At 71.5% G+C, this 24,166-nt stretch carries 24 protein-coding genes; 19 read left to right on the top strand and 5 right to left on the bottom strand.

All coding sequences use genetic code 11. The features are described 5' to 3' along the window. Positions 1-213 precede the first annotated feature (213 nt). Positions 214-789 (top strand): hypothetical protein, encoded by a 576-nt coding sequence (locus tag ACIQUR_RS20630; RefSeq protein ID WP_403666037.1) that lies wholly within the window; start codon positions 214-216, stop codon positions 787-789. Positions 790-793: 4 nt separating this feature from the next. Here the strand turns inward: ACIQUR_RS20630 and ACIQUR_RS20625 are convergent, their stop codons facing one another. Then, positions 794-1,114, bottom strand: coding sequence for a ferredoxin (locus ACIQUR_RS20625; RefSeq protein ID WP_399947787.1), 321 nt, complete (start codon positions 1,112-1,114; stop codon positions 794-796). 253 nt (positions 1,115-1,367) lie between these two features. Here ACIQUR_RS20625 and arc point away from each other — a divergent pair, with 253 nt between their 5' ends. The 6 genes from arc (at position 1,368) to prcA (ending at position 7,185) form a co-directional block, all read left to right on the top strand. Further along, positions 1,368-3,134 (top strand): proteasome ATPase, encoded by a 1,767-nt coding sequence (gene arc, locus ACIQUR_RS20620; protein ID WP_403666034.1) that lies wholly within the window; start codon positions 1,368-1,370, stop codon positions 3,132-3,134. A gap of 256 nt (positions 3,135-3,390) precedes the next feature. Next, a complete protein-coding gene (dop, locus tag ACIQUR_RS20615) occupies positions 3,391-4,902 on the top strand; it encodes a depupylase/deamidase Dop (protein WP_403666032.1) in 1,512 nt (503 codons plus the stop codon). A 157-nt stretch (positions 4,903-5,059) separates the two neighbouring features. Beyond that, on the top strand, positions 5,060-5,272 hold the full coding sequence (locus tag ACIQUR_RS20610; protein ID WP_226727284.1) for a ubiquitin-like protein Pup: 213 nt from the start codon (positions 5,060-5,062) through the stop codon (positions 5,270-5,272). Then, a complete protein-coding gene (locus ACIQUR_RS20605; RefSeq protein WP_403666030.1) occupies positions 5,262-5,585 on the top strand; it encodes an endonuclease domain-containing protein in 324 nt (107 codons plus the stop codon). Before ACIQUR_RS20610 ends, ACIQUR_RS20605 begins: the two co-directional genes overlap by 11 nt. Beyond that, positions 5,537-6,376 carry a proteasome subunit beta gene (gene prcB, locus ACIQUR_RS20600; RefSeq protein ID WP_403666028.1) on the top strand — a complete coding sequence of 280 codons (840 nt, stop codon included), beginning with the start codon at positions 5,537-5,539 and terminating at the stop codon, positions 6,374-6,376. Before ACIQUR_RS20605 ends, prcB begins: the two co-directional genes overlap by 49 nt. Positions 6,377-6,423: 47 nt before the next feature. Then, positions 6,424-7,185: a proteasome subunit alpha gene (gene prcA / locus ACIQUR_RS20595; protein ID WP_403666026.1), complete on the top strand. Its 762-nt coding sequence runs from the start codon at positions 6,424-6,426 to the stop codon at positions 7,183-7,185. A 126-nt stretch (positions 7,186-7,311) separates the two neighbouring features. On the opposite strand, the gene ACIQUR_RS20590 is transcribed toward prcA, so the two are convergent. Further along, positions 7,312-8,316, bottom strand: a complete 1,005-nt coding sequence (locus tag ACIQUR_RS20590; RefSeq protein WP_403666024.1) for a LacI family DNA-binding transcriptional regulator — start codon at positions 8,314-8,316, stop codon at positions 7,312-7,314. 126 nt (positions 8,317-8,442) lie between these two features. Between ACIQUR_RS20590 and ACIQUR_RS20585 the strand changes: the two genes are divergently transcribed. The 12 genes from ACIQUR_RS20585 (at position 8,443) to ACIQUR_RS20530 (ending at position 20,672) form a co-directional block, all read left to right on the top strand. After that, entirely contained in the window at positions 8,443-9,705 is a 1,263-nt protein-coding gene (locus ACIQUR_RS20585) for an MFS transporter (protein ID WP_403666022.1), read from the top strand. 69 nt (positions 9,706-9,774) lie between these two features. Further along, positions 9,775-11,136, top strand: coding sequence for a Pup--protein ligase (gene pafA, locus ACIQUR_RS20580; protein WP_399947771.1), 1,362 nt, complete (start codon positions 9,775-9,777; stop codon positions 11,134-11,136). A gap of 113 nt (positions 11,137-11,249) precedes the next feature. Further along, complete coding sequence (locus ACIQUR_RS20575) at positions 11,250-12,200, top strand: FKBP-type peptidyl-prolyl cis-trans isomerase (RefSeq protein WP_403666020.1); 951 nt, start codon at positions 11,250-11,252, stop codon at positions 12,198-12,200. A gap of 63 nt (positions 12,201-12,263) precedes the next feature. Next, complete coding sequence (locus ACIQUR_RS20570) at positions 12,264-12,635, top strand: FKBP-type peptidyl-prolyl cis-trans isomerase (RefSeq protein WP_399947767.1); 372 nt, start codon at positions 12,264-12,266, stop codon at positions 12,633-12,635. A gap of 122 nt (positions 12,636-12,757) precedes the next feature. After that, positions 12,758-13,714, top strand: coding sequence for a helix-turn-helix transcriptional regulator (locus tag ACIQUR_RS20565; protein ID WP_399947765.1), 957 nt, complete (start codon positions 12,758-12,760; stop codon positions 13,712-13,714). Positions 13,715-13,730: 16 nt separating this feature from the next. Continuing rightward, the gene (locus ACIQUR_RS20560; RefSeq protein WP_403666018.1) at positions 13,731-14,696 is read left to right on the top strand and encodes a helix-turn-helix transcriptional regulator; all 966 of its coding nucleotides are present in this window, start codon (positions 13,731-13,733) and stop codon (positions 14,694-14,696) included. 229 nt (positions 14,697-14,925) lie between these two features. Continuing rightward, positions 14,926-15,183 carry a hypothetical protein gene (locus tag ACIQUR_RS20555; RefSeq protein ID WP_403666016.1) on the top strand — a complete coding sequence of 86 codons (258 nt, stop codon included), beginning with the start codon at positions 14,926-14,928 and terminating at the stop codon, positions 15,181-15,183. A gap of 40 nt (positions 15,184-15,223) precedes the next feature. Next, positions 15,224-15,421, top strand: coding sequence for a hypothetical protein (locus ACIQUR_RS20550; protein WP_399947759.1), 198 nt, complete (start codon positions 15,224-15,226; stop codon positions 15,419-15,421). Between the two features lie 170 nt (positions 15,422-15,591). Further along, positions 15,592-15,876, top strand: a complete 285-nt coding sequence (gene tatA / locus ACIQUR_RS20545) for a Sec-independent protein translocase subunit TatA (protein WP_403666014.1) — start codon at positions 15,592-15,594, stop codon at positions 15,874-15,876. Positions 15,877-15,926: 50 nt separating this feature from the next. After that, a complete protein-coding gene (tatC, locus tag ACIQUR_RS20540; RefSeq protein ID WP_403666012.1) occupies positions 15,927-16,883 on the top strand; it encodes a twin-arginine translocase subunit TatC in 957 nt (318 codons plus the stop codon). Between the two features lie 184 nt (positions 16,884-17,067). Next, positions 17,068-19,896 (top strand): DEAD/DEAH box helicase, encoded by a 2,829-nt coding sequence (locus ACIQUR_RS20535; protein WP_403666010.1) that lies wholly within the window; start codon positions 17,068-17,070, stop codon positions 19,894-19,896. Between the two features lie 89 nt (positions 19,897-19,985). After that, complete coding sequence (locus ACIQUR_RS20530) at positions 19,986-20,672, top strand: TetR/AcrR family transcriptional regulator (RefSeq protein ID WP_403666008.1); 687 nt, start codon at positions 19,986-19,988, stop codon at positions 20,670-20,672. Here ACIQUR_RS20530 and ACIQUR_RS20525 read toward each other — a convergent pair. From ACIQUR_RS20525 to ACIQUR_RS20515, 3 genes are all read right to left on the bottom strand, one after another. After that, entirely contained in the window at positions 20,615-21,574 is a 960-nt protein-coding gene (locus ACIQUR_RS20525) for an RluA family pseudouridine synthase (RefSeq protein ID WP_403666006.1), read from the bottom strand. The two genes, ACIQUR_RS20530 and ACIQUR_RS20525, sit on opposite strands and share 58 nt — an antisense overlap. A gap of 66 nt (positions 21,575-21,640) precedes the next feature. Then, positions 21,641-23,167 carry a serine hydrolase gene (locus ACIQUR_RS20520; protein WP_403666004.1) on the bottom strand — a complete coding sequence of 509 codons (1,527 nt, stop codon included), beginning with the start codon at positions 23,165-23,167 and terminating at the stop codon, positions 21,641-21,643. Between the two features lie 112 nt (positions 23,168-23,279). Beyond that, a complete protein-coding gene (locus ACIQUR_RS20515; protein ID WP_403666002.1) occupies positions 23,280-24,086 on the bottom strand; it encodes a siderophore-interacting protein in 807 nt (268 codons plus the stop codon). Between the last annotated feature and the right edge of the window lie 80 nt (positions 24,087-24,166).

Below are 24,166 nucleotides of genomic sequence, written 5' to 3'. Positions count from 1 at the left end.
GGTCCGAGGGGGTCCCCCGTACGGGGCCGCCCCCCCCCCCGCCCCCCCCAAACCCCCCCCCCCGCCGGCGCTGCCCCCCCCCCCCCGGGGGCCACCGCCCCCACGGCGCCTTTTCGTTGCCCGTGGACCCGCCCGTTCCGCCCCGGTGTGACGTGTGGCACGATGCTGGCTCCCCCTCAGCACGGCCAGCGAACCGCACAGGAGACACCCCGCGTGCAGAACCCCGTACTCCCGGAACTGGCGCACTCCCGCACCCGGCCGGTCCACTGGCTCGCCACCGCGGCCGCCATGGCCGCCGTCGTCGCCACCGCCGGACTGCTCCAGCCCGACCGCGCCGCCGGCACCCCGAAGGCCGCACTGGGGCCCGCGGCGGCCGCGCCGGACCCCGCGGGCACCGACTTCCCCCTCGACTGCCACGGCGCCCCCGAGAGGGTCACCGCCCGCGCCCAGGGGGACCTCGACGGCGACGGCCGCCCCGAGACCGTGGCCGCCGTACGCTGCGACGCCGGCTCCGGCACGCCGCCGCACGGCATCTACGTCCTGACCCGCGACACCACCCCGGCGGCCCGCCCCCGGGTCGTCGCCACACTCCTCGCACCCGCCCGGCGGCGCAGCGTGACCGCGCTCGCGGTCACCGCGGGCACCGTGCGCGCCGAGCTGCTCGGCTACTCCTCCCCGGAGGTTCCCCGCTGCTGCCCCGACGTACACCGCCGGACCGAATGGCGCTGGGCGGGAGGCAAGTTCCTGGAGGAGGAGCGCACGGTACCGGCCACGCCGGACGGTGTGTGATCCGTCACTCCGCGTCGGGGCCGTAGACCTCGACGCCGTCCGAAACCCGGCGCACGTGGATGCAGTCGCCGGGGCACTCCTTGGCGGAGTCCACCACGTCCCGGAGCAGCGGCAGCGGCACCGGCGTGGTCGCCCCGGCCTCCTGCAGCAGCTCGTCGTCGGCGCTCTTCACGTACGCCAGGCCGTCGATGTCCAGCTCGAAGACCTCGGGCGCGTACTGCGCGCAGATCCCGTCCCCGGTGCACAGGTCCTGATCGATCCAGACCTCCAGGGGCTCCTGGCTCTCGCCGGCCGCCCCCGTGGGCACCTCGTGCTGCACGGTCATATCTCCCGCTCTTCCCTGCGCGCTCTGATCCAACCTGACGCAAGTCGCGCCAGCCCTGACGGGTGTTGAACAGTTCGACCTTACAACCGGCCGCTTTCAGATGTTGATGGGTGGGTATTTCCTTGGCGTGAGGGAGTACGCAAGGGTGAAGATCGGACACACCCCTACCGTCTTTGTGATCTAGGGGTTTCAATCACCACCAGCCCAGGTAGGGTCAGGAAGCGTCCAGCTCCCCTTGGAGGAGGTGAGGACCGTGGCAGCCCACGACGACGACATCAACCGCGGCATCCGGCCGGGGCGGGGGTCCGACGACCCCGCCGGCCAGGTCGCCTATCTCGAGCAGGAAATCGCCGTCCTGCGCCGCAAGCTCGCCGACTCTCCGCGACACACGAGGATTCTCGAAGAGCGGATCGTCGAGCTGCAGACGAATCTGGCGGGCGTTTCCGCTCAGAATGAGCGGCTCGCCAATACGCTCCGTGAGGCCCGCGACCAGATCGTCGCGCTCAAGGAGGAAGTCGACCGGCTCGCACAGCCGCCGGCCGGTTTCGGTGTCTTCCTGCAGGCCAATGAGGACGGCACCGTCGACATCTTCACCGGAGGCCGGAAACTCCGCGTGAACGTCAGCCCCAGTGTCGAGCCCGAAGACCTCAGGCGCGGCCAGGAGGTCATGCTCAACGAAGCGCTCAACGTGGTCGAGGCCATGGAATTCGAGCGGGCCGGGGACATCGTCACCCTCAAGGAAGTCCTCGAGGACGGCGAGCGCGCCCTGGTGGTCGGGCACACCGACGAGGAGCGGGTGGTCAGGCTCGCCGAGCCGCTGCTCGACGCCGTCCTCCGCCCCGGGGACGCCCTCCTGCTCGAAGCCCGCTCCGGCTACGTCTACGAGGTCGTGCCCAAGAGCGAGGTCGAGGAACTCGTCCTCGAAGAGGTCCCGGACATCGACTACGACAAGATCGGCGGTCTGGGCAACCAGATCGAGCTGATCCGCGACGCCGTCGAGCTCCCCTACCTCTACCCCGACCTCTTCAAGGAGCACGAACTGCGGCCGCCCAAGGGCGTCCTGCTGTACGGGCCCCCCGGCTGCGGCAAGACGCTCATCGCCAAGGCCGTCGCCAACTCCCTTGCCAAGAAGGTCGCCGAGGTCTCCGGCCAGCCCGCCGGGAAGTCCTACTTCCTGAACATCAAGGGCCCCGAACTCCTCAACAAGTACGTCGGCGAGACCGAGCGGCACATCCGCCTGGTCTTCCAGCGGGCCCGCGAGAAGGCCAGCGAAGGCACCCCCGTCATCGTCTTCTTCGACGAGATGGAATCGCTCTTCCGCACCCGCGGATCCGGCGTCAGCTCGGACGTGGAGAACACCATCGTCCCCCAGCTGCTCGCCGAGATCGACGGCGTCGAAGGCCTGGAGAACGTCATCGTCATCGGCGCCTCCAACCGCGAGGACATGATCGACCCGGCCATCCTGCGCCCCGGCCGGCTCGACGTGAAGATCAAGATCGAGCGTCCGGACGCCGAAGCGGCCAAGGACATCTTCGCCAAGTACCTCAAGGCCTCCCTGCCCCTGCACGCGGACGACCTGTCCGAGCACCAGGGATCGCCCCAGGTCGCGGTCGCCAGCATGATCCAGACCGTCGTCGAGCAGATGTACGCCGAGTCCGAGGAGAACCGCTTCCTCGAAGTCACGTACGCGAACGGCGACAAGGAAGTCCTGTACTTCAAGGACTTCAACTCCGGAGCCATGATCCAGAACATCGTGGACCGGGCGAAGAAGATGGCGATCAAGAACTTCCTCGACCACAACCAGAAGGGCCTCCGGGTCTCCCACCTCCTCCAGGCGTGCGTGGACGAGTTCAAGGAGAACGAGGACCTGCCCAACACCACCAACCCGGACGACTGGGCCCGCATCTCCGGAAAGAAGGGCGAGCGGATCGTCTTCATCCGCACCCTCGTCACCGGAAAGCAGGGCGCGGACACCGGACGCTCCATCGACACGGTGGCGAACACCGGTCAGTACCTCTGAAAATCAGGGCGGCTGCGGGTGCCCTCCACGGGGGCACCCGCAGCCGACTGCATTCCCGCCCGGGAAGCCCCCACAGCGACCCGAAACGGACCACCGGCAATGACTGAAATGATCTCCCCACCAGCGCGGAGCCGCTCTAGGCTCTTCCGTACCGCCGGGCGCGCAGTGCGGGGACGGGCACCGCACACGCACCGGAGCACCAGCGGTACTTGAGCGCCGCTCCCGGAGGGGAGCGCCGCCGGGCAAGGAGGGCCGCATGACCGTACGGCGAGTAATGGGGATCGAGACGGAGTACGGGATCTCCGTCCCCGGCCACCCGAACGCCAATGCCATGCTCACCTCGTCCCAGATCGTCAACGCCTACGCGGCGGCGATGCACCGGGCGCGACGCGCCCGCTGGGACTTCGAGGAGGAGAACCCGCTGCGGGACGCCCGCGGCTTCGACCTCGCCCGCGAGGCCGCCGACAGCAGCCAGCTCACCGACGAGGACATCGGCCTCGCCAACGTCATCCTCACCAACGGAGCACGGCTCTACGTCGACCACGCCCACCCCGAGTACAGCTCGCCGGAGATCACCAACCCCCGCGACGCCGTCCTCTGGGACAAGGCCGGCGAACGCATCATGGCCGAGGCCGCCGAACGCGCCGCCCAGCTCCCCGGCGCCCAGCCGATCCACCTCTACAAGAACAACACCGACAACAAGGGCGCCTCCTACGGCACGCACGAGAACTACCTGATGAAGCGGGAGACCCCCTTCTCGGACATCGTGCGCCACCTCACGCCCTTCTTCGTCAGCCGCCAGGTCGTCACCGGCGCCGGACGCGTCGGCATCGGCCAGGACGGCCGCGAGCACGGCTTCCAGATCAGCCAGCGCGCGGACTACTTCGAGGTCGAGGTGGGCCTGGAGACCACCCTCAAGCGCCCCATCATCAACACCCGCGACGAACCCCACGCCGACGCCGAGAAGTACCGGCGCCTCCACGTGATCATCGGGGACGCCAACCTCTCCGAGATCTCCACCTACCTCAAGCTCGGCACCACCGCACTGGTGCTGTCGATGATCGAGGACAACTTCATCGCCGTGGACCTCGCCGTGGACCAGCCGGTGCGCACCCTGCACCAGGTCTCCCACGACCCCGGGCTGACCCACCTGATCACGCTCCGCAGCGGCCGCACGCTGACCGCCGTACAGCTCCAGATGGAGTACTTCGAGCTCGCACGGAAGTACGTCGAAGAGCGTTTCGGCTCCGACGCGGACGAGCAGACCAAGGATGTCCTCTCGCGGTGGGAGGACGTGCTGGGCAGGCTGGAGAGCGATCCCATGAGCCTGGCCGGCGAGCTCGACTGGATCGCCAAGCGGGAGATCCTGGAGGGCTACCGCCGCCGGGACGGCCTCGACTGGGACGCGGCCCGGCTGCACCTGGTGGACCTCCAGTACTCGGACGTACGCCCCGACAAGGGCCTGTACAACCGCCTGGTGGCCCGCGGGAAGATGAAGCGCCTGCTGACCGAGGACGCGGTGGAGCGCGCCGAGAGCAAGCCTCCGGAGGACACCAGGGCCTACTTCCGGGGCCGCTGCCTGGAGCAGTACGCGGACGACGTCGCGGCGGCCTCCTGGGACTCGGTGATCTTCGACCTGCCGGGCCGGGACTCGCTCCAGCGGGTGCCGACCCTGGAACCCCTGCGGGGTACCCGCAACCACGTCAAGGAACTGCTGGACCGCTGCCGGACCGCCGAGGACCTGGTCCGGGTGCTGTCCGGCGGCTGACCGCAGCCGATCGCGGCTGAAAGCCGGCGCGTCCGGGAATCATGGAAGAGACTCCCGGACCTTCGAAAAGTACGGGACCGAAAGTCGGACCCTCCTTGTAGGGTCTGAGCAGGGTCTGATCTTGAGATCTCGAACCGAGTAGCGGGGTGAGGTAGACATGGCGACCAAGGACACCGGCGGCGGGCAGCAGAAGGCCACGCGCTCCACCGAAGAGGTTGAGGAGCAGACCGCGGAAGCGAGCTCCGACCTCAAGGAGCGCCAGGAGAAGCTCTCGGACGACGTCGACTCCGTCCTCGACGAGATCGACGACGTGCTCGAGGAGAACGCCGAGGACTTCGTGCGGAGCTTCGTGCAAAAGGGTGGCGAGTAGCGGCCGCCTGAGCCGCGAAGCCTTCGAATCCGAGATCGGGGTGGGCGGAGTCGTCCGCGAGCGCGTGGCCGGCCCCAGGGCACCACGAGGCCACCGTGCCGGACGGTCCGTCCGCCCCGATGCAATCCCGGAACATGTTGATCGCGATCATCGGACGGGTAAGGTCCGAGGCGTAACTCTGCTTCAGCTGCAATGCCGCATTGGCCAGTTCAAGGATCGGCCGGACGTCATCGGGCGTGCAGCCGCATACGTGGAAGGAAACCTGTGGAAGCCAACATTCACAGCACAGGGCGTCTGCCGGCAGCCTTCCTGACGCCGGGGTCCTCGTCCTTCATGGACTTCCTGGGGAGTCACTCGCCGGACCTGCTGCCGGGCAACCGGCGGCTGCCGGACGGCGTCGTCGAGGCCCCGCACGGCACCACCATCGTGGCCGCGACGTTCCCGGGGGGCGTCGTCCTCGCCGGTGACCGCCGCGCCACCATGGGCAACATGATCGCCCAGCGCGACATCGAGAAGGTCTTCCCGGCCGACGAGTACTCCGCGGTGGGCATCGCGGGCACGGCCGGCCTGGCCGTCGAGATGGTCAAGCTGTTCCAGCTGGAGCTGGAGCACTTCGAGAAGGTCGAGGGCGCCACCCTCTCCCTGGAGGGCAAGGCCAACCGCCTCTCCACGATGATCCGCAGCAACCTCGGCATGGCCATGCAGGGCCTGGCCGTGGTGCCGCTGTTCGCCGGCTGGGACGAGGGCCGGGAGAAGGGCCGGATCTTCTCGTACGACGTGACCGGTGGCCGCTCCGAGGAGCACGGCTACGCCGCCACCGGCTCCGGCTCGATCTTCGCCCGCGGTTCCATGAAGAAGCTGTACCGCGAGGACCTGACGGAGGAGCAGGCCACGACGCTGGTCGTGCAGGCCCTCTACGACGCCGCCGACGACGACTCGGCGACGGGTGGGCCGGACCTGTACCGGAACATCTACCCGATCGTCACCGTCATCACTGACGAGGGCTTCCGACGCCTCACCGACCAGGAGTCCTCGGAGATCGCCCGCCGGGTGACCGACCGCCGCCTCCAGGAGCCCGACGGGCCGCGCGCCGCGCTGCTCTGACCGTTCGTCACTGATTTCGTCACTGAGAAGGAAGGGACGGATAGCCGGTGTCGACGCCGTTCTATGTGTCACCCCAGCAGGCCATGGCCGACCGGGCGGAGTACGCCCGCAAGGGCATCGCCCGCGGCCGCAGCCTTGTCGTGCTGCAGTACGCCGACGGCATTGTGTTCGTCGGTGAGAACCCGTCCCGCGCGCTGCACAAGTTCAGCGAGATCTACGACCGGATCGGCTTCGCGGCCGCCGGCAAGTACAACGAGTACGAGAACCTCCGCATCGGCGGCGTGCGCTACGCCGACCTCCGCGGGTACACGTACGACCGCGACGACGTGACGGCCCGCGGGCTGGCCAACGTCTACGCCCAGACGCTGGGCACGATCTTCTCGAGCGCGGCGGAGAAGCCGTACGAGGTGGAGCTGGTCGTCGCCGAGGTGGGCACCACCGCCGCGGGCGACCAGATCTACCGCCTGCCGCACGACGGCTCGATCGTGGACGAGCACGGCTCGGTCGCGGTCGGCGGCAACGCCGAGCAGATCAGCAGCTACCTCGACCAGCGTCACCGTGACGGGATGACGCTGCCGGAGGCGCTGAAGCTGGCGGTGCAGGCGCTGTCGAACCAGGCCAACGGCGCGGACCGGGAGATCCCCGCAGACCGGCTGGAGGTGGCGGTGCTGGACCGTACGCGGACCCAGCAGCGGAAGTTCAAGCGGATCCGGGGCCGGCAGCTGGCGCGGCTGCTGGAGCCTGAGGTGCCGGCCGAGGTCCAGGCGGACGCGGTGTCCAAGGACGAGGACCCGGAGGACGCCGAGTAGCCGCGGTGGCCCGTGTGGTGTGAGTGCGGGGGAGCCCCGGTCGCGATGGGCGGCCGGGGCTCCGTCGTGTCCGGGGACGGGCCGGGCCGGGTCGTGGGGCCCGCGGGACCGGGTGCGTGCGGCGGGTCAGCGGGCCGGGGGCGGGGCCGTGGAGCCGCGTACCACCAGGTCGACGGGGAGTTCGGGGGTCTCCCAGGGGCGGCCGTCGAGGACGGCGAGGAGGGCGCGCATGCCCTCCTGGCCGACCTGTTCGGCGGGGAGCCGGACGGTGGTGAGTTCGGGTTCCACGGCGGTGGCGAGGGAGAGGTCGTCGTAGCCGGTGACGGAGAGGTCGTCGGGGACGCGGAGGCCGAGGCGGCGGGCGGCCTTGCAGGCGCCGGCGGCGAGGATGTCGTCGTCGCAGACGACGGCGGTGGGCCGGCCGGGGCCCGCGCCGGTGAGGGCGGTCTCGACGGCGGCGCGGGCGGCGTCGACGGAGAGCGGGGCGCGGGCGGTGTGCAGGCGGGTGCCGGGGGTGTCGCGGAGGGTGTCGGCGAGGGCGCGGGCGCGGACCCGGAAGGTCCAGGTGTCGATGGCCGAGGCGAGGTGGAGGAGGTGGCGGTGGCCGAGGCCGAGGAGGTGTCCGGCGGCCTGGCGGACGCCGTCGGCGATGGCGAGGTTGACGTGGGCGGCGGCGCCGTCGGCGGGGTCGCTGTCGAGCATGACGAGGGGGAGGTCGGCGCCCTTGATCGCTTCGAGGGCGCCGGCGGCCATGGAGGAGGCGATGACGCCGTCCAGGGCGGCGCGGGCGGAGGCGAAGGGGTCGCGGGCGGGGCCGGTGCCGTCGGGCGAGGGGTAGAGGACGACGCCGAAGCCGTGTTCGGCGGCGACGGCCGCGGCGCCGGTGTAGACGCGGGCGAAGAACTCGTTGGTGAGGGCGGGGACGACGAGGAGCGCGGTGCGGGTGGTGCCGAGGCGGAGGCTGCGGGCGGCGAGGTTGGGGCGGTAGCCGAGCTCCTCGGCGGCGGCGCGGACGAGGTCGGCGGTGCGGCGGGAGACGCGTCCGGTCCACTTGTCGCCGAGGACGAGGGAGACGGTGGCCTGGGAGACGCCGGCGTGGGCGGCCACGTCCCGGCTGGTGGGCCTCGTCACGTCGTGCCTCCGTCGTGCCTGGTGGTGGGGTGCGCGAGGTGGACCCGCGGCTGCCGTCATGGTACGTATAACGGGAGACGTTATACGTAAAACCCCGGGGGTGTTCCCGGCGGAAGGGACGCACACATGGCCGCGGGATACGCGGAACTCCTCAGGACGCGGCACGCGGCACGGCTGCTGGCGGGGACGCTGGTCGGCCGGCTGCCCACCGCCACGGCGAACATCGCGATCGTGCTGTTCATCCGCGCCGAGGGCGGCAGCTACACGCTGGCCGGCGCCCTGGCGGCCGCGTACGGCCTGGCCACGGCCGCCGGCCAGCCGCTGCTGGGCCGGGCCGTGGACGTGTACGGGCAGCCGCGCATCCAGCTGCCGGCCGCCCTGGTCTCCGCGTTCGCGATGGGGGTGCTGGCGCTCTCGGGGACCAGCTCGCTGGTGCTGGCGTACGTGGCGGCCATCGTGGCCGGGCTCTTCACGCCGCCGCTGGAGGGCGGTCTGCGGGCGCTGTGGCCCAGCGTGCTGGGCGGCCGCGAGGACAAGGTGCACGCCGCGTACGCGATGGACGCGGTGGCCCAGGAGATCATGTACACGGTCGGTCCGCTGCTGGTGACGCTGCTGGTCGCGGTCTGGTCCCCGGCGGCCGCGCTGATGGTGATCAACGTGCTGGGCGTGCTGGGCGCGCTGGCCGTGGTGACGTCAGAACCGGCCCGCACGTGGCGCTCGGAGCCGCGCGAGGCGCACTGGCTGGGGGCCCTGCGGTCGCGCGGGCTGCTGGCCCTGCTGGCGGCGTTCTTCTTCGTGGGCTCGGCGCTGGGTTCGATCAGCGTGGCGGGTGTCGCGTACGCCGACGACCACGGCGGCCAGGCGGTGTACGGCTGGCTGATGGCCGCGCTGGGGCTCGGTGCCCTGGTCGGCGGGGTGGCGTACGGGGCGCGGCAGTGGGCCGGCTCCGCGGAGCGCCGGCTGACCGTGCTGGTGGGGCTGCTGGCGCTGGGGTACGTGCCGCTGCTGCTGACGCCGGGGCCGGTGCCGATGGCGGCGCTCTCGGCGCTGGCGGGCGTGTTCCTGGCGCCGTCGCTGGCCTGTGCCTTCGTCGTGGTGGACCGGCACGCGCCGGCGGGCACGGTGACGGAGGCCTTCTCGTGGCTGGTGACCTTCTTCGGGGTGGGCGCGGCGATCGGCACGGCCGCGGCCGGCCCGGTGGTGGAACTGGCGGGCACGGCGGCGAGCTTCGGCGTGGCGGTGGCCGGAGGCGCGGCGGCGTTCCTGGTCCTGATGGGCACTCAGCGGGTGCTGGGCGGTCCGGGGCGGGCACGGCGGGTCGCGGGCTCGCCGGCGGGCCCGGCTGCGCAGGAGCCGGTGGGCCCGGAGGCGGGCGTTTCCGCGGGCTGATCCGAAAATGATCGGAACGCCGCCGCCGAACCCGGTTTGCGAGCACGGCTGAAGGCGTAATGTTCAGACATGGACCGCCGCATTTTCGGGCTGGAGAACGAGTACGGCGTCACGTGCACGTTCAGGGGACAGCGCCGACTGTCTCCTGACGAAGTGGCGCGCTACCTCTTCCGCCGTGTCGTGTCATGGGGCCGCAGCAGCAATGTCTTCCTGCGGAACGGCGCCCGCCTGTATCTCGATGTGGGTTCGCATCCGGAATACGCAACTCCCGAATGCGACAACGTGACCGAACTGGTCACCCACGACAAGGCGGGCGAGCGCATTCTCGAAGGCCTGCTCGTCGACGCAGAGCGCCGCCTGCACGAGGAGGGAATCGCGGGCGACGTTTACCTGTTCAAGAACAACACGGACTCGGCGGGGAACTCGTACGGCTGCCACGAGAACTATCTGGTGGCGCGGCACGGGGAATTCTCGCGGCTCGCGGACATTCTCATCCCGTTCCTCGTGACCCGGCAGCTCATCTGCGGCGCGGGCAAGGTGCTGCAGACCCCGCGCGGCGCCGTGTACTGCGTGAGCCAGCGGGCCGAGCACATCTGGGAGGGCGTCAGCTCCGCGACCACGCGGTCCCGGCCCATCATCAACACCCGCGACGAGCCGCACGCGGACGCCGAGCGGTACCGCCGGCTCCACGTCATCGTGGGCGACTCGAACATGTCCGAGACCACGATGCTGCTGAAGGTCGGCGCGACGGACCTGGTGCTGCGGATGATCGAGGCGGGCACGGTGATGCGCGACCTCACGCTGGAGAACCCGATCCGGGCGATCCGCGAGGTCAGCCACGACATCACCGGTCAGCGCAAGGTCCGGCTGGCGAGCGGCCGGGAGGCCTCGGCGCTGGAGATCCAGCGCGAGTACTTCGACAAGGCGGTCGACTTCGTCGAGCGCCGCGGGATCCGTACGGGCACGGTCGAGCAGGTGCTGGAGCTGTGGGGCCGTACCCTCGACGCGATCGAGGCCGAGGAGCTCGACCGGATCGAGACCGAGATCGACTGGGTCATGAAGTACAAGCTCATCGAGCGGTACCGCGCCAAGCACAACATGACCATGTCCAACCCGCGGGTGGCGCAGATAGACCTCGCGTACCACGACATCCACCGCCGCCGGGGCCTGTACTACCTGCTGGAGCGCAAGGGCCAGGCCGCCCGGATCTGCAACGACATCAAGATCTTCGAGGGCAAGTCGGTGCCGCCGCAGACCACGCGTGCGCGGCTGCGCGGCGACTTCATCCGCCGGGCCCAGGAGCAGCGCCGGGACTTCACGGTCGACTGGGTGCACCTGAAGCTCAACGACCAGGCGCAGCGCACCGTGCTGTGCAAGGACCCGTTCCGGTCGGTGGACGACCGGGTGGAGAAGCTGATCGCCGGGATGTAGGCCGGCCGGGCGGCCGGGTCGCGGCGCCGGGGCCCCGTAGCTTCCTCGTACGGGGCCCTTGCTACGCCTTAGAGTGGCGGCGACCGATGTGCCGTTAGAGATCTGAGGAACACGTGCGCCGACTTGCCGGCCTGCTGGTCGTCCCCCTCCTGCTGCTGTCGACAGCGGCGTGCGGTGACGACAAGGGCTCCGACTCCGCCACCGTAGAGAGCACGAACGGGGTGCCCGCGATCACCGCCGGTGCCAAGTTCGGGGAGAAGCCCACCCTCGCCAAGGGCGTGGGCACTCCGCCGAAGGACCTGAAGGTCGTGGTCATCAGCGAGGGCAAGGGCCCGAAGCTGAAGAAGGGCGACGAGGCCAAGGTCAACTACCTGGGCCAGGAGTGGGACGAGGACAAGCCCTTCGACAACAGCTTCGACCGCGGTGAGCCGTTCGCGCTGGCGATCGGCGCGGGCAGCGTCATCAAGGGCTGGGACCAGGGTCTCGAGGGCCAGAAGGTCGGCAGCCGCGTCGAGCTGGTGATCCCGCCGGACATGGGTTACGGCGCCTCGGGCCAGGGCGACATCAAGCCCAACGCCACGCTGGTGTTCGTGGTGGACGTCCTGGAGGCCAAGACGCCCAAGCCGGTCCCGCCGTCCGCCAAGGGCACGGTCGTCCCGCAGGACGACAAGACGCTGCCGCAGGTCGGCACGAACACCGACGGCAAGGCGCCGTCGCTGGACATCCCGAAGAACGACCCGCCGAAGAAGCTGGTCTCGAACTACGTGATCGAGGGTTCCGGCGCGGCCGTGAAGCCCACCGACACGGTGGTCGTGAAGTACGTCGGCAAGCTGTGGAAGGACGGGAAGGTCTTCGACAGCACCTACGCCCAGAACACCACGCAGACCTTCCCGCTGGGCCAGCTGACGCTGAAGGGCCTGAAGGACGGCATCGCGGGCAAGAAGGAGGGCAGCCGCATCCTGCTGGTCATCCCGCCGGACCAGGGCCTGGGTGACAAGGAGCAGGGCGGCATTCCGGCGAATTCCACGCTGGTCTTCGCGCTGGACATCCTGCAGATCAAGTAGCGGGGCCGCCGGGATGGCAGACTGTCCCGGTTGACCGGTTCGCAAGTTTGAGGAGCAAGTGCTGTGAGCATCGAGAAGCCCGAGATCGACTTCCCGGAGGGCCCCGAGCCCACCGACCTCGTCATCGAGGACATCTGGGTCGGCGAGGGCGCCGAGGCCAAGGCCAAGGACGTCGTCAAGGTCCACTACGTGGGCGTGGCCTTCTCCACCGGTGAGCAGTTCGACGCGTCCTGGGACCGCGGCCAGCCGCTGCAGTTCCAGCTCGGTGTCGGCCAGGTCATCGCCGGCTGGGACCAGGGCGTCCAGGGCATGAAGGTCGGCGGCCGTCGCAAGCTGACCATTCCGGCGCACCTGGCGTACGGCGACCGCGGCGCCGGTGGCGTGATCAAGCCGGGCGAGACGCTGATCTTCGTCTGCGACCTGGTCGCCGTCTGATCGGTTCGTTCGCGACCGTTGTGGGACCCCTGCCTTACGGCGGGGGTCCCTCGCTTTTGTCCCAGGCCGAAGGGGCGGTACGGTCAACGGTCACAAGCACGATGAGAGGGGCGAGGGGCGTCGTGGCGATTGCCAAGGCCGAGCGGCTGATGAATCTGGCGTTGTGCCTGCTCGGCACCCGCCGACCGCTCAGCAAGCGGGAGCTGCGCGGCTCCATCGAGGCCTACATGGAGGCGGGCAACGACGACTCCTTCAACCGGATGTTCGAGCGGGACAAGGACGACCTGCGCGAGCTGGGCCTGGTGATCGAGACGGTCGAGGCCCTGGACGGGGAGATCGGCTACCTGGCCCGCCGCGACAGCAACCGGCTGCCGCCGGTGTCGCTGGACGCCGAGGAGGCGGCGGCGCTCGGGCTCGCGGCCAAGGTGTGGCAGCAGGCCCGGCTGGCGGGTGCCGCGTCCGGGGCGCTGCAGAAGCTGCGCGCCGCGGGGATGCCGGAGGCGGAGGACCCGTACGAGGGCCAGCACAGCGCCATCGAGCCGCGGATCCCGGTCCACGAGGCGGCGTTCGAGCCGCTGATGCTGGCCTGCCGCGACCGGCGGCCGGTCACCTTCGACTACCGCAAGTCCAACGCGGTGCGCCCGGAGCAGCGGCAGGTGGAGCCCTGGGCGCTGGAGTGCTGGCGCGGCCAGTGGTACCTGGCCGGCTTCGACCGGGAGCGCGGCGCGGAGCGGGTGTTCCGGCTGTCGCGCATCACCGGCAAGGTGAAGTCGCGGGCCGGGAAGTACACGGCCGAGGTGCCCGACGTGGTGACCGTGCGCGAGACCGTCGCGGGCTGGGCCGGGGAGACCGCCGACCGTTCGGCGCGGATCCGGCTGCGGCAGGGCGCCGGCTACCCGCTGCGGGCGAGGGCCACGGCGGTGCGGGACGCCGGCGGGGGCTGGGACGAGCTGGAGATCCCGTACGGGCACGGACTGGACGCCTGGCTGGTCGAGTTCGGGCCGGACGTGATCGTGCTGGAGCCCGCGGACCTGCGGGCGGACGTGGTGGACCGGCTGCGCGCCGTCGCCAAGGGCTGAGGGGGACTCGTACGACATGGCCGCCAACGCCATCGACCAGACGCGCCGGATGCTGTCGCTGGTGACGTACCTGCGGGAGCGCCCGGGGGCGCGGATCGCGGACGTCGCCCGGGCCTTCGGGATCAGCGAGGACGAGCTGATCTCGGACCTCGACGTGCTGCCCATGTGCGGGACCAGCTTCCGCGGCGGGGACCTGCTGGACATCGACACCGACGGCGAGCGGATCTGGTGGCGCAATCCCGATGCCTCGGGCGAGTCCACCGCCGAGCCGCTCCGGCTCGCCGCCGACGAGGCCACCGCCCTGCTGGTGGCCGCGCGGGCGGTGGCGACCCTGCCCGGGCTGCGCGAGAGCGACCGGGACGCCCTGCTGCGGGCCACCGCGAAGCTGGAGGGGGCCGCCGGTGAGGCGGCCGGGGCGAGCGCCCGGCTGAACGTGACCTTCGAGTCCGAGGGCGGGGTCTTCGCCGACGTGGACCGGGCGATCTCCGAGCGGCGCCGGCTGTGGCTGCGCTACTACTCGCCGGCCCGGGACGAGCTGACCGAGCGGGAGGTCGACCCGATCCGGCTGTTCGCCGTGGGCCACACGTACCTGGAGGGCTGGTGCCACCTCTCCGAGGCCCGGCGCACCTTCCGGCTCGACCGGGTGGCGGAGATCCGGCTCCTCGACGAGCGGGCCGAGCCGCCGGCCATCGAGCCGCGGGACCTGTCCGAGGGGCTGGTGCAGCCCTCGGCCGAGGACCCCGAGGTGGTCGTCGAGGTCGGTCCCGGCGGGCGCTGGGTGGCCGAGTACTACCCGCACGACAGCGCCCGCGAGCTGCCCGACGGCGGCCTGCGGATCACCCTGCGCACCCCGGACCCGGCCTCCCTGCGCCGGCTCGCGCTGCGGCTCGGCGCCGACGGGCGGATCGTCGCCCCGGCGGAGCTGGCCGACAGCGCCCGGCGGGCGGCGGCCGAGGCTCTCGCCGCGTACGACGCGCACTGACCCGGCACCGCGGGCCGGCCCCCGCGGGCCGGCCCGGCGAGAGGCCGGCCGGGACCGGGGCCGGAGGCGCACCCGGTACGGCGGCCCGGCGCGCGGTGGCCGGCCGGCGCGCCGACCGGCGGGCGGCACGCGGGACCGCACGGACGCGGTGCGACACCGCACGACGCCGGACACGACGCCGGACACGACACCGAACACGACCGAGAAGGACACGGAGGGGGAACCGCGGATGACGCCGGGAATGCCGGGGGTGGCCGCGCTGTCCGCGGCGGTCGAGCAGGTGCTGTTCAAGGCCGCCTGCCCGGACTGCCGGGCCCGCTTCGAACTCCACGCCGGGGCCCTGCGGCTGGCCATCGGCGGCAGCAAGCGGAGCACCTTCTACTCCTTCACCTGCCCCGAGTGCGGGGTGGCCGTCCGCAAGCCGGCCGGCGAGCGGATCGTCGAGCTCCTCACGGGCGGCGGGGTCAGCACGCTGCGCAGCGTGTAGCCCGGCCGGGACGGGCCGCCGGGCCGGTTAGGCTCAGCGCATGCTCTGGCCGATGCTCGCAATTGCCCTCGGGTTCCTCGGACTCGCCGTCCTGGGCGTCCTCGCCGTCCGCGTGTACGTGGAGGTCCGGCGGCTGGCCCGGCAGGTGGACGACGCGAGCCGCCGCATCGCCGGCGCCGCGGGCGACCTGGAGAGCGCGACGGCCGATCTGGCCAGGGCGGGCGGCACCCTCTCCTGACCTGCGGATCCGGCGGTTCACGGAACGCGCCCCGCAATCGGGAAGACGCCGGGGGATTGCAAGGCGTTCACCGGTGCGGGTTACGATCCTTCACAGTGCGCCGCTCCCGGACGCCCGTCCGGACCGGCGGCCGCACCACTCCAGCCGCCCCGGTGAGAAGGAAGCCACACATGATCGGCAATCTGAAGCCCCTCGAGATCGTTCTGATCATCGCTGTCATCCTGCTGCTGTTCGGCGCCAAGAAGCTCCCGGAGATGGCCCGCTCCCTCGGCAAGTCGGCCCGCATCCTCAAGAGCGAGGCCAAGGCCATGAAGAAGGACGACGAGGCGCCCGCCGAGCCGGCCGCCGACCCGTCCGCCGCGCAGCCGGCCGCCCCGCGCACCATCCAGGCCGCGCCCGGTGACGTCACCAGCTCCCGCCCGGTCAGCGAGCCGAACCGCACCGCCCAGAGCTGACACCGCAGCTCCACCCAGCTGTTGGCCGCGCACGAGACGAGGGACGTGGGTTGCTCAAGTCTGCCCGCAAGCAGGAGAAGCAGGAGAAGGACGCCGAGGGGCGGATGCCCCTCGCGGAGCACCTCCGCGAGCTGAGGAACCGCCTGCTCAAGTCGGTCCTGGTGATCCTCGTGATCACGGTGGTCGCCGCGGTCTTCTACAAGGACCTGATCGACTTCATGCTCCGGCCGATGCTGGAGTCGGTCGGCTGCACCGACGGCGTGGTCACCCAGCGCAACGGGCGACCGTGCGCCGACATGACCGTCAACGGTCTGATCGCACCGTTCTCGATCGCCCTGAAGGTGTCCCTCGCGGCCGGTGTCGTGCTGTCCGCGCCGGTCTGGCTGTACCAGCTGTGGGCCTTCATCGCCCCCGGCCTGCACGGCCACGAGAAGCGGTACGCGATCAGCTTCGTGCTGGTCGGCGCCCCGCTCTTCCTCGGCGGCGCGGTCCTGGCGTACAACATCCTCCCGCAGACCGCGGAGATCCTGCTCGAGTTCACGCCCGAGCACGCGCGGAACCTGCTGCCGGTGGACGACTACCTCGACCTGGTCACGCGCATGGTCGTGGTCTTCGGCCTGGCCTTCGAACTGCCGCTGCTGCTGATCCTGCTCAACTTCACCGGGGTGCTCACCGCCAGGCGGCTGGCGGGATGGTGGCGCGCCATGGTGATCGGCATCACGGTCTTCTCGGCCTTCGCCACCCCGACCGGCGACCCGCTGACCATGCTCTCGCTGGCCGCACCCATCGTCGCCCTGTACTTCGTCGCGCTGGGCGTCTGCCTGCTCAACGACCGGCGGCGGCGGCGCAACAACCCCGACGCCGGCCTGGACGACGACGAGGCCTCGCACCTGGACCTCACCCCGGAGACGATCGGGGAGGTCGAGTCGGTCGGGGCGCCGGCCGCCCTGCCCGAGCAGTCGGACGGCGGCCGGAGCCGGATCAACGGGTACGACGACGCGACCTGAGCCGGGACCCCGGCGGCACCGCCCGAACGAGCGGTGACCGACGGGTGAGGGCCCGCCACGGTACGGGTACGCAGAGGGCACGGACGGTTTTCCACGAACCGTCCGTGCCCTTCGTCATGGTTCGTCACCCCTTCAATAAAGATCGCGCCGCGTGTCAGAGGTGCCGGGTAGGCTCGGAGACAAGATGACAGAGGACCTCTCACCCGCCGAGCGGTACGCCGCTTCCCGGATCCGCGCCGCAGAGGAGGCCACTGCCCTGGCCCCCTTCCGCGAGCTCTACGACTTCGGGCTCGACCCCTTCCAGATCGAGGCCTGCCAGGCCCTGGAGGCCGGAAAGGGCGTGCTCGTCGCCGCCCCCACCGGCTCTGGCAAGACCATCGTCGGCGAGTTCGCCGTGCACCTGGCCCTCACCCAGGGCCGCAAGTGCTTCTACACCACCCCGATCAAGGCCCTGTCGAACCAGAAGTACGCCGACCTGGTCAAGCGCTACGGCGCGGAGAAGGTCGGCCTGCTCACCGGCGACAACAGCGTCAACAGCGAAGCACCCATCGTGGTCATGACCACCGAGGTGCTGCGCAACATGCTGTACGCGGGCTCCCAGTCGCTGCTCGGCCTCGGATACGTGGTCATGGACGAGGTGCACTACCTCTCCGACCGCTTCCGCGGCGCCGTCTGGGAGGAAGTGATCATCCACCTCCCCGAGTCGGTGACCCTGGTCTCGCTCTCCGCCACCGTCTCCAACGCCGAGGAGTTCGGCGACTGGCTCGACACGGTGCGCGGCGACACCGCCGTGATCGTCTCCGAGGAGCGGCCGGTCCCGCTCTGGCAGCACGTGATGGCCGGACGCCGGATCTACGACCTCTTCGAGGAGGAGAGCGACCACGGCGGCCGCGGCTCCGCCCGCCGCGAGGTCAACCCCGACCTGCTGCGCATGGCGCGGATGGAGAACAGCAGGACGTACAACCCGCGCGACCGGCGCCGCGGCAAGATGGTCCGCGAGGCCGACCGCGAGCGGGAGCGCCGCTCCCGCAGCCGCATCTGGACCCCCGGCCGCCCCGAGGTCATCGAGCGCCTCGACAGCGAGGGCCTGCTGCCCGCCATCACCTTCATCTTCAGCCGGGCCGGCTGCGAGGCCGCCGTACAGCAGTGCCTGTACGCGGGCCTGCGGCTGAACGACGACGCGGCGCGCCTGCAGGTGCGCGAGCTCGTCGAGGAGCGCACCGCCTCCATCCCCGCCGAGGACCTGCACGTGCTCGGCTACTACGAGTGGCTGGAGGGCCTGGAGCGGGGCATCGCCGCCCACCACGCGGGCATGCTGCCCACCTTCAAGGAGGTCGTGGAGGAGCTGTTCGTCCGCGGCCTGGTGAAGGCCGTGTTCGCCACCGAGACCCTGGCCCTGGGCATCAACATGCCCGCCCGCACGGTCATCCTGGAGAAGCTCGTCAAGTGGAACGGCGAGCAGCACGCCGACATCACCCCGGGCGAGTACACCCAGCTCACCGGCCGCGCCGGCCGGCGCGGCATCGACGTCGAGGGCCACGCGGTGGTGCTCTGGCAGCGCGGCATGGACCCGGGCGCCCTGGCGGGCCTCGCGGGCACCCGCACGTACCCGCTGCGGTCCAGCTTCAAGCCCTCGTACAACATGGCCGTCAACCTCGTGCAGCAGTTCGGGCGGCACCGGTCCCGGGAGCTGCTGGAGACCTCCTTCGCGCAGTTCCAGGCCGACCGATCGGTCGTCGGGATCTCCCGGCAGGTGCAGCGCAACGAAGAGGGCCTGGCCGGCTACCGCGAGGGCATGACCTGCCACCTCGGTGACTTCGCCGAGTACGCGCGGCTGCGCCGCGACCTCAAGGACCGCGAGACCGAACTGGCCAAGCAGGGGGCCGCCCAGCGGCGCGCCCAGGCCGCCGCCTCCCTGGAGAAGCTCAAGCCGGGCGACGTCATCCACGTGCCCACCGGCAAGTTCGCCGGGCTCGCGCTGGTGCTGGACCCGGGCGTGCCGGGCGGGCGGTCCAACGGCCACCGCGGCTTCGAGTACCAGGAGGGCCCGCGCCCGCTGGTGCTGACCGCCGAGCGGCAGGTCAAGCGGCTCGCGTCCATCGACTTCCCGGTGCCGGTCGAGGCGCTGGAGCGGATGCGGATCCCGAAGTCCTTCAACCCCCGCTCCCCGCAGTCCCGCCGGGACCTCGCGTCGGCCCTGCGCACCAAGGCCGGGCACATCGTGCCGGACCGCCACAAGCGGGGGCGCGCGGCCGCGGCGGACGACCGCGAGATCGCCCGGCTGCGCGCCGAGCTGCGGGCGCACCCCTGCCACGGCTGCGACGAGCGCGAGGACCACGCCCGCTGGGCGGAGCGGTACCACCGCCTCCAGCGCGACACCCGGCAGCTGGAGCGGCGGATCGAGGGGCGGACGAACACCATCGCCCGCACCTTCGACCGGATCCACGCCCTGCTCACCGAGCTGGACTACCTGCGCGAGGACGAGGTCACCGAGCACGGCAGGCGGCTGGCCCGGCTCTACGGCGAGCTCGACCTGCTCGCCTCCGAGTGCCTGCGCGCCGGTGTCTGGGAGGGCCTGGACCCGGCCGAACTGGCCGCCTGCGTCTCGGCGCTGGTCTTCGAGGCGCGGCAGTCGGACGACGCCGTCGCCCCGAAGGTGCCGGGCGGGGCCGCGAAGGCGGCGCTGGGCGAGATGGTGCGGATCTGGGGGCGGCTCGACGCCCTGGAGGAGGAGCACCGGATCAATCAGGCCGAAGGCGTGGGCCAGCGGGAGCCCGACCTGGGCTTCGCGTGGGCCGCGTACCAGTGGGCTTCGGACAAGAGCCTGGACGAAGTGCTGCGCGAGGCGGAGATGCCGGCCGGCGATTTCGTGCGCTGGTGCAAGCAGGTCATCGACGTCCTGGGCCAGATCGCGGCCGCGGCGCCCGCCGAGGGCTCCACGGTGGCCAGGAACGCCCGCAAGGCCGTCGACGCGCTGCTGCGGGGTGTGGTGGCCTACAGCTCGGTGGGCTGAGCCCCTTCGGCTGTTCCTCCGAATCGGAGAATGGCCTGATGGTGCTCTTGTCATGATCCGTCTTCCGTGCGTTGTGCGACGATCGGGCCATGAACTCAACTGGTCGTCGCGTCGGGCGTCCGCGCGCCGACCAGCGCGCGGACAGCGGGGTGCCGCCCCGGGAGGAACTCCTCGGGGCGGCGGCCGAACTGTTCACCCGCCGCGGGTACGCGGCCACCACCACCCGGGCCGTCGCCCAGTTGGCCGGAATGCGGCAGGCCACGATGTACCACTACTTCGGCGGCAAGGAGGAACTCCTCGTCGAGCTGCTGGAGTCGACGGTCAGTCCCTCCCTCGCGGTGGCCCGGCGGATGGTGGCCGACACCACGCGCCCGGCCGCCGAGCGGCTGTGGCAGCTGTGCCGCTCGGACGTGCTGCTGCTCTGCGGCGGACGGCACAACCTGGGCGCCCTCTACCTGCTGCCCGAGGTGCGGGGCGAGAGCTTCGCCGGGTTCCGCCGGATCCGCGGCGAACTCAAGGACGCCTACCGCGAGTTGCTGCGGCTGACCCCGGTGGGGGCGGAACTCGCCGGTGACGAGGACGAGCTGACGCTGCGCAACGACCTCGTCTTCGGGCTGATCGAGGGAGTGATCCTGATCCGCGGCTCCGATCCCGGGCGCTCCGCCGTGGAGTTCGCCGAGGCCACGGCCGACGCGGCGCTGCGGATAGCGGGCCTGACTCAGGGCGTCTCCTGCGGGTTCCCGCCGGCCCAGCCCTCGGGGTCGTCCCAGGCCTGAAGGGTCCGGCCGGACTCGAAGCGGTGCGCCGCACCCGTCACCGGATCGGTGAACTCCAGTACCCGGGCCAGCAGTTGGAGCGGGCGCCGGTAGTCGTCCGGGGCCGGGTCGGTGACCTCCGGGTAGACCGGGTCGCCCAGGATCGGCAGGCCCAGGGAGTTCATGTGCACCCGCAGCTGGTGGGTGCGGCCGGTGGCCGGGGTCAGCCGGTAGCGGCCGAGCGCGCCGCGGTGCTCCAGGAGTTCGACGCGGCTCTCCGCATTGGGCTCACCGGGCAGTTCCGCGGCGGCGATCACGCCGCGGGTCTTCTCGATGCGGCTGCGGACGGTGCGCGGGAGGGCGAGCGAAGGCTCGTACGGGGCCAGGGCCTCGTACTCCTTCCCGACCCGGCGGCCGGCGAACAGCTGCTGGTAGGCGCCCCGGTCCTCGCGGCGGACGCTGAACATCACCAGGCCGGCGGTGAGCCGGTCCAGCCGGTGCGCGGGGCTCAGCTCCGGCAGTCCGAGCCGGTGCCGGAGCAGCGCGAGGGCGGTCTGCGTGACGTGGCTGCCGCGCGGGGTGGTGGCGAGGAAGTGCGGCTTGTCCGCCACCAGCAGGTGCGGGTCGCGGTGGACGACGCGCAGCGGGAACGGCACGGGCGCCTCGGGCGGCAGCTCCCGGTGGAACCACACGTGGTCGCCCGGCCGGTACGGCGCGTCCGCGGTGAGGGGGCCCTCGGTGCCGTACACCCGGCCGTCGCGCAGCAGCCGGTCGATGGCGGCCTCGCCCGCGCCGCCGCGGTAGTGCGCCCGGAGGTAGCTGCCCAGGTCGGGCCATTCGCCCTCGGGGAGCCGCAGGCGGACCGGGTCGATGCCGAGGCGCTGGGGGAGGGGCGAGGGGGGCGGGTGCGCGGTGCGTCTCATCGTGGGGCCCAGCGTACGCGGCACCGGCCGGGCCGCCCGGTTCCGGGCGGCCGCCGGCCCCCGCCGTCACTGCTGCCGCTGGAAGGTGCCCAGGCCGTTCTCGTCCAGGTACTCCACGCGCATCGCGCCGTCGGTGAAGAACACCCCGGTGCGGCCGACCGCGTTCTCGCCGGCGGTCTGGAAGCTGAACGTGTTCCCGTCGTAGTGGGTGAGCGGGTAGTTCTGCGGCTCCGGGCCCAGGTGCAGGACCAGTCCGCCGTCCTGGCCGGTGGTGACGGTGGCCCGGCCGTAGAACGGGTTGGTGTACGTGCCGGTGTACGCGCTGTCCGCCTGGGCCGGCTTCGCGGTGGCCGGCGGCTTGGTGTAGTCCGTGTCCGAACCGCCCTGGTTGAGCTGCTCCTCGTAGGACTTGGCCACGATGGGCAGCCAGTCCCGGGTGGGCTTGCCGTGCTCGGCGACGTCGAAGAAGTTGAGCGCGATGGTGTCGGGGAGGCCCGAGGGGGCGCCGTTGGTGAGCACCACGATGCCGAGGTTGTCGGAGGGAACCATGGTGACGTTGGTGTTGGCGCCGAGCGCGAAGGCGCCGGAATGGCTCAGGCGCAGCCGGCCGTTCTCGTCGTAGCGCACGTTCCAGCCCAGGCCGTAGAAGCCGGGCTGCGCGTTCGGCTCGGCGGGGGGATGGCTGATGCTGTGCGGGACGTGGGTCTCGGCCAGCCCCTCGCCGTTGATGACCTGCTTGCCGTCGATCTTCCCGCCGCCCATCTGGAGGCGCAGCCAGCGGGCCATGTCCTTGGCGTTGGAGCTGACGCCGCCCGCGGCGGTCTGTGCGTCGGCGTCTCGGACGTACAGCGGCTTCCAGGTCCCGTCGGCGGTCTTGACGTGGGTCAGGGCGCGGTCGGCCGTCTTCTCGTAGTCGCTGAAGCGGGAGCTCGTGTGCGTCATCCCGGCCGGCTTGTACAGCAGGTCGTCGGAGAGCTTGTCCCAGGGCACGCCCTCGGCCTTGGCGACGGCCTCGGCCGCCGCGGTGAAGCCGAAGTTGGTGTACGCGTAGCTGGTCCGGAACGGGGTGAGCGGCTCGAAGCGCAGGTGGGACAGGATGTACGCCTGGTCGTAGCCCAGGTCCTCCAGGAGGTCCCCGGAGTGGTCGGGCAGGCCCGAGCGGTGCGAGAGCAGGTCGGCCGCCGTGACGTGCGAGCTCACCCAGGGGTCCTTGAGGGTGACGCCCTTCAGCGGATCGTCGAAGCCGTCGGCGCCGATCGCCTGTGCCACGACGGTGGTGGCCACCGGTTTGGAGACCGAGGCGAGTTGGAAGACGGTGTCCGGGCTGACCTTCTTGTCCGGGGAGTCGGTGTCGCGGACGCCGAAGCCCTTCTGGTAGACGACCTTGTCGTCGTGGACCACGGCCACGGCGACACCGGGCACGCCGGTGCGCTTCATGCCGTCCTGTACCTGTGCGTCAAGCTGGTCGAGGGCCGCCTGCACGTCGAAGTCGCCCTGGCTCGGGCTCGGCGACGGTGCGGCGGCGACGGCTCCGGCCACCAGGGCGAGCCCGGCGGCGACTGACAGCCCCCTGCGCTTGCTGTTGCGTCGCATACGTCCATTGAACGACGGTCCCACGGCGCCCGCCTGGGGAGGAGCCGGGGAACGGGAACGCCGGCGGGGCCGCGCTCGCGGCCCCGCCGGCGTCGTGGGTGCACGGGCCGGGTCAGCCCTCCTGCTCGGCCTCCACCTGGGCGTTCCAGGCGCGCTTGGTCTCGCGCCAGGCCTCGTCGGTGTGGCCCAGCCGCCAGTAGCCCGAGATGGACAGCCGCTCGCGCGGGACGCCGCGCTCCAGGCGCAGGTGGCGGCGGAGCGTCTTGACGAAGCCCGCCTCGCCGTGGACGAAGGCGTGCACGGAGCCCAGCGGGAACTCCAGGGAGGTGACGGCCTCCAGCAGGGCCTCGCCGACCGGGCGGCCGGCCCGGTGCAGCCAGACCGGCTGCACGCCGTCGGGCGTGGTGACCTTCAGCTCGTCCGCCTTGCCCTCGACCTCGACGAAGGCGCGTACGACCGCGCCGGCCGGCATCCGCTCCATGGCGGCGGCGATCGCCGGCAGGGCGCTCTCGTCGCCGACCAGCAGGTGCCAGTCCGCCACCGGGTCCGGGGCGTAGCCGCCGCCGGGGCCGAGGAAGTGGACGCGCTCGCCGGGCTGCGCGCGCAGGGCCCACGGGCCGGCGAGGCCCGTGTCGCCGTGCACGACGAAGTCGATCGTCAGCTCGCGGTGGACCGGGTCCCAGTTCCGCACGGTGTACGCGCGCTGGCGCGGCCACTGCTCGCGGGGGAACGTGGCGCGGATCCGCTCCATGTCCCAGGGCTCGGCGTAGGTGACTCCGTCGGCGGGGAACAGCAGCTTGACGTAGTGGTCGGTGAACTCGCCCGCGGCGAACCCGGACAGCTCCGGGCCGCCCAGCACCAGCCGCACCATGTGCGGGCTGAGCCGCTCGGTGTGTACGACCGTGGCCGTGCCAACCATGCGAGTACGAGCCTCCTTGAGGGCGACTCCTTCTGCCACGGTGGTACCCCGTTTCCCCAGACGTGTCACTTAGGTTTGCC

Origin of the sequence: Streptomyces sp. NPDC101132 (assembly GCF_044759225.1) — a bacterium.
In the GTDB taxonomy this organism is placed as follows: domain Bacteria; phylum Actinomycetota; class Actinomycetes; order Streptomycetales; family Streptomycetaceae; genus Streptomyces.
This window is presented reverse-complemented; position numbering and strand designations above follow the sequence as displayed.